Here is a 4,663-nt window from a genome sequence, read left to right as displayed (position 1 = left end):
GCCAGAGGCCCCCGGCTTCGACCATCTCGTCGTCGAGACACCCGGCCTGCATACTCACCTCGCCGCCATCGGCGAGGGCGAATCGGTCGTGCTGTTGCACGGATTTCCCCAGCACTGGTGGCAGTGGCACGCCGTCGCTCCTGTCATCGCCGCGAGCGGCTACCGCGTCCTCTGCCCCGACATGCGCGGGGCCGGCTGGACGGTGGCCAACGATCCGCGGATTGAACGCGAGACCCGGCTCCGCGATCTGCTCGCCCTCCTCGACGTCCTCCACATCGAGCAGGCCCACCTCGTCGCCCACGACATGGGCGCCATCACCGCTGCGATGCAGTTGACCTACGACCACCCCGAGCGGGTTCGCACGGCAGTGCAACTCTCCGTGCCGCCGGGCTTCATGACGTTCAGTCCCAAGGTCGTCCTCCCGGCCTTCCGGCACCTGCGCCCGTTCATCTGGCACCGCCCGGGCGCCTCACTGCGCGGAGTCTTCTCCGTGGAGAACGTCGCGTATCTGCCGCAATCCGGAGCGGTACGCCGATTGCGTCGAATTCGCCTACGTTGACGACGCAGCCCATTTCATCACCGACGACGCCCCTGCCGCGGTCGCCGACCTCGCAATCGACTGGGTCGAACGAGCAGCTTGACGTAGCCCTGCGCAGACGCCGCAACGAGCTTGAGTACCTCGAGCGGCCCGGTGACGACGCCACCATCGACGAGGCGAGCGAGGTGTCGAACATGCACAGACCATCATCACCGCTGCAAACGACCTGCTCGACCGACTCGGCTTGTTCTGAGATCTGTCCTCCGACGGATGAAGCGCTAGTGAAGCGCTTGCGTGCCGATGACGGACAGCAGCTGCAGCTTCTCGTGGCTCTCGCTACCGGGGACGGCGGTGTAGACGAGCAGCGAGTGGGATTGTCGCGGGTCGACCAGCGTCTGGCAGCTCAACTCTAGAGCGCCGAGCTCGGGGTGGACGAAGTGCTTCACCTCGTTCGGGCGAATGCCGACCTCGTGGGCGTCCCACACGTCCCGGAATTCCCCGCTGTGAGCAAGGAGCAGGTCGGCGAGGTGGCCCGCGCGCGAGCCCGGACCTCGGAGGGTGACCACCTCGCGCAGGCCAGAGACCCACATTCGGGTCAGGAAGGGATGATCTTCGGGTGCGTAGAGCTGTCGTGATGCGGGGTCGCTGAACCACCGGTAGCCGATGCTGCGGGCCGGGCCGCTGTAGCGGGTCGTGTCGCCGGTGAGTGCGACCCCGAGCGCGGTCTGTCGCAGGTCTCGCCGAGCTCGGTGACAATCTCCGCGGAAGTGTCCTGAAGGCGGTCGAGAATGCGTAGCAGGCCGGGACTGATGTGATCGCTGTCCACGCCACGCGGGGGCGGGTTGTGCCCGGCCAGCCGGAACAGGTGGTCACGCTCGTCGATCGAGAGGTGGAGTCCCTGCGCGATGGAGGCGATCATCTGCTCCGACGGGTGAGGTCCGCGTTCCCGTTCCAGTCGTGCGTAGTAGTCGGTCGACATGTGGCAGAGCGAGGCCACCTCCTCCCGCCGTAGTCCGCTCGTCCGCCGGCGTGGTCCGCGCGGGAAGCCGACGTCTTCGGGCTGCAGCGACTCCCGGCGGCGCCGGAGGAACTCCGCCAGTCCAGCCCGGTCGATCGCCATGCGTCCTTTCTACCGCCACTCCAGCAGCGCATCCACGGCCTGCCGATCCGGGGATCACCAGGCCCTGAATACGTCACGGCATCTCGAGGACCGTGGAGGCAACGACAACGACCGGGAGTGACCTCATGCCACACACCACCATCGACATCACCGTCCCCGACCTGTCCGGGAAGCGCGCCGTCGTCACCGGAGCCAGCGACGGCATCGGGCTCGGCCTCGCCACGCGGCTCGCCGCGGCCGGGGCCGAGGTGCTCATACCCGTTCGGAATCCGCACAAGGGCGAGGCGGCCATCACCAAGATCCGTCGGGGGAACCCGGACGCGAACGTGTCGCTTCGCGAGCTCGACTTGTCCTCGCTCTCCTCCGTCGCAGACCTCGGCGAGACGCTGCGCGAGGAGGACCAGCCGATCCACATCCTCATAAACAACGCCGGCATCATGACGCCGCCCGATCGGCAAACCACCCCCGACGGCTTCGAACTGCAGCTCGGCACCAACCACCTCGGGCACGTCGCCCTCGTGGGCCACCTGCTGCCGCTGCTTCGAGCCGGCCGGGCCCGCGTGACCTCGCAGATCAGCGTGGCGGCGAATCAACACGCCATCAACTGGGACGACGTGAACTGGGAGGTGTCGTACCACGGCCGCCGCGCGTACAGCCAGTCGAAGATCGCGCTCGGGCTTTTCGGCCTCGAGCTCCACAGGCGCAGCCAGGCCCAAGGCTGGGGCATCACGAGCAACCTTGCCCATCCGGGAGTCGCTCCGACGAGCCTGCTCGCCGCTCGTCCCGAGTTCGGACGCGACCGGGACACCCTGGACGTCCGTCTGATCCGGGCGATGTCCGCCCGCGGCATCCTGCTCGGGACGGTCCGGACCGCGCAGCTTCCCGCCCTCCTCGCCGCCACCTCACCCGACACCGGCGGCCGGTTCTACGGGCCGAGCGGGCTCGGGCACCTAGGCGGTCCTCCAGCAGAGCAGAAGCTCTACTCCCGCCTGCGCAGTACCGCGGACGCCGAGCGCATATGGCAGGTCTCCGAAGACCTTGTCATCGTTCGGTCTGGCCTGTCGGACGACAGCCTGCTCTGAGATCCAGCCCACCGGCAGGGTTGCCCGCGACCCGCTTGGATGCGCTCCGCGGGGCCGCCTGGTGGCCCGGTCATGCGTCCCGAGAGGGGTCAACAGGTCGACTGGATGTCACTGACGAGCGTCTGCACAGCATTTGTGAACGGGGAGACAGCGGCGCCGACCGCGGACAGGGCGGCGGCTGTCGGATCGGCGATGGCGGCGTCGACGCTGGTCGCCAGCGCGCCGAAGGAGGATTCGACAGCGTCGATCTGGGACGAGAACTCTGCTTTCGCGTCGCTCTTGACCTCGGCGAAATCGCTCTTGATGGACGCGAGCCCGCTCTTCAACTCCTCGACGGCAGCGGGCTCGGTGAAGTCGATGTCCTTGACGTCGTCGACCGACGTCTCGAGGCTGGCAACCGAGGAGCACACGGCCGGTTCTTCTTCGCTGCAGCCGACGAGTGCCACGCCGACAAGAAATAGCACGGTTCCTGCGACCGTAAGTCTCATAGCCTGACCCATCGCGGCCTCCGATCTGAAGTCCGCCGACTCGGGGGTGAGACGGCAACATGATTGCGGTTCAGTCTCAAGCAGGGAAGACGCGCGCGGCTCACCCTCAACGGGGGAGATGCCGGCGGCCTCGCGCGTCACCGAGCCGCTGCTGGCATTGCAGGGTGGGTCAGAAGGGCGGCCTGCCACGGCTGCCGGTCACGCAGGGTCGGGTCCGCCTCGGCCATCTCAACCAGCGGGCGCAGGATGAAGTCGAGCTGGACCGGCATCGGCTTCTCGCACCACAGCGTGCCGTCATAGTCGAAGACAGCCACCCTTTCCTCGGCCGGCACCCAGCCGACTGAACCCTCGGTGCACGTCTGCACCCCGTAGCCGAGGAAGGCGTCCTTGACGGCACCCTCCGTCCAGGTCGACAGCGGGTCAGTCATCTCGCACCCTTCTTCGTTCCTCGAGCTCACCCCGGCTGATGCAGCGGAACCCGAGGTGGGACGTCGATGTGTCGATGGGCTGTGCCATTCGGGCCGCGGGCCGGTACCGCCGGCAGTAGTTCGGCGCGCACAGGTGAGAGCCGCCCTTCATCACCTTGCGCGGGATCCGGATGTCTGGGAGCTCCGGATCCTCGCTGCCTTCGCGCTGGGCCCCACGTGGGTTCTCGATGCTGCAGCAGGCATGGGCAGCCTGCTCGTGATTCCCGTACCAGTCGGTGGTCCACTCCCAGACGTTGCCGGTCATGTCGAACAGGCCGTAGCCGTTCGGCGGGTAGGAACCGACGGGTGCCGTGCCGGCGTGACCGTCATCGGCGGTGTTGTGAAGAGGGAAGTCGCCCTGCCAGGTGTTCGCCAACCATCGACCCGCGGGTGTGAACTCGTCGCCCCAGGCGTAGGTCGCACCGTCGAGGCCGCCGCGGGCCGCGTACTCCCACTCGGCCTCGGTCGGCAGCTCCTTGCCGGCCCACTCGGCGTACGCCGCCACGTCCTCCCAGGCGACCTGCACCACGGGATGGTCCGGCAACCGCTTCACCGAGCTACCTGGCCCGTGGGGTTGGCGCCAGTGGCTCCGGGCACATAGGTCCACCAGTTGTAGGGGTTGTCCAACGAGACCGGACGCGTCGGCTGCCGGAACACGACCGACGCGGCGACCAGCAGCTCCGGGGCCGCGCCCGGGTAGTCGGCCGCATCCGGCGCGCGCTCGGCGGACGTGACGTCACGCGTCGTCCTCACGAACCGGGCAAAGTCCGCGTTGGTGACCGCGTGCTTGTCCATCCAGAAGCCGTCCACGGTGACCTTGTGTACGGGAGCCTCTTCCGGTTAGTGGTCCTCGGAACCCATCCGGAAGGTGCCGCCCGGGATCCAGGACATGCCCGCATGCGGTGCAGTGCGCTCGGTTCCGGCGGGTGACGTTTCGGGACCATCGATCGGCGTCGTGCCAGCAGCGG

The 4,663-nt window shown here is 67.9% G+C and carries 5 protein-coding genes and 2 pseudogenes; 2 read left to right on the top strand and 5 right to left on the bottom strand.

Annotated features, from left to right (window positions below):
• On the top strand, positions 1-559 hold a 559-nt coding region (locus ACRDPN_RS11460), incomplete at its 5' end, for an alpha/beta fold hydrolase (protein WP_431447771.1).
• Positions 560-816: 257 nt separating this feature from the next.
• On the opposite strand, the gene ACRDPN_RS11455 is transcribed toward ACRDPN_RS11460, so the two are convergent.
• Complete coding sequence (locus tag ACRDPN_RS11455; RefSeq protein WP_431447774.1) at positions 817-1,272, bottom strand: XRE family transcriptional regulator; 456 nt, start codon at positions 1,270-1,272, stop codon at positions 817-819.
• Positions 1,273-1,460: 188 nt separating this feature from the next.
• A pseudogene (locus ACRDPN_RS11450) lies at positions 1,461-1,658 on the bottom strand (helix-turn-helix domain-containing protein); the annotation flags it as partial.
• A 125-nt stretch (positions 1,659-1,783) separates the two neighbouring features.
• Here ACRDPN_RS11450 and ACRDPN_RS11445 point away from each other — a divergent pair.
• Positions 1,784-2,740, top strand: a complete 957-nt coding sequence (locus ACRDPN_RS11445) for an SDR family oxidoreductase (protein WP_431447768.1) — start codon at positions 1,784-1,786, stop codon at positions 2,738-2,740.
• A gap of 89 nt (positions 2,741-2,829) precedes the next feature.
• On the opposite strand, the gene ACRDPN_RS11440 is transcribed toward ACRDPN_RS11445, so the two are convergent.
• The 3 genes and pseudogenes from ACRDPN_RS11440 to ACRDPN_RS11430 all read right to left on the bottom strand — a co-directional run bounded on the left by ACRDPN_RS11440 (position 2,830) and on the right by ACRDPN_RS11430 (position 4,490).
• On the bottom strand, positions 2,830-3,369 hold the full coding sequence (locus tag ACRDPN_RS11440; RefSeq protein WP_431447765.1) for a hypothetical protein: 540 nt from the start codon (positions 3,367-3,369) through the stop codon (positions 2,830-2,832).
• Entirely contained in the window at positions 3,366-3,656 is a 291-nt protein-coding gene (locus ACRDPN_RS11435; RefSeq protein ID WP_431447762.1) for a hypothetical protein, read from the bottom strand. The genes ACRDPN_RS11440 and ACRDPN_RS11435 overlap by 4 nt, the downstream gene beginning before the upstream one ends.
• Positions 3,649-4,490, bottom strand: a pseudogene (locus ACRDPN_RS11430) (formylglycine-generating enzyme family protein). Before ACRDPN_RS11430 ends, ACRDPN_RS11435 begins: the two are co-directional and overlap by 8 nt.
• Positions 4,491-4,663: the final 173 nt, after the last annotated feature.

It is taken from the genome of Aeromicrobium sp., from assembly GCF_050700635.1.
GTDB lineage: Bacteria > Actinomycetota > Actinomycetes > Propionibacteriales > Nocardioidaceae > Aeromicrobium.
The sequence above is the reverse complement of the archived record's forward strand: the minus strand, read 5'-3'. Positions and strand labels throughout refer to the sequence as shown.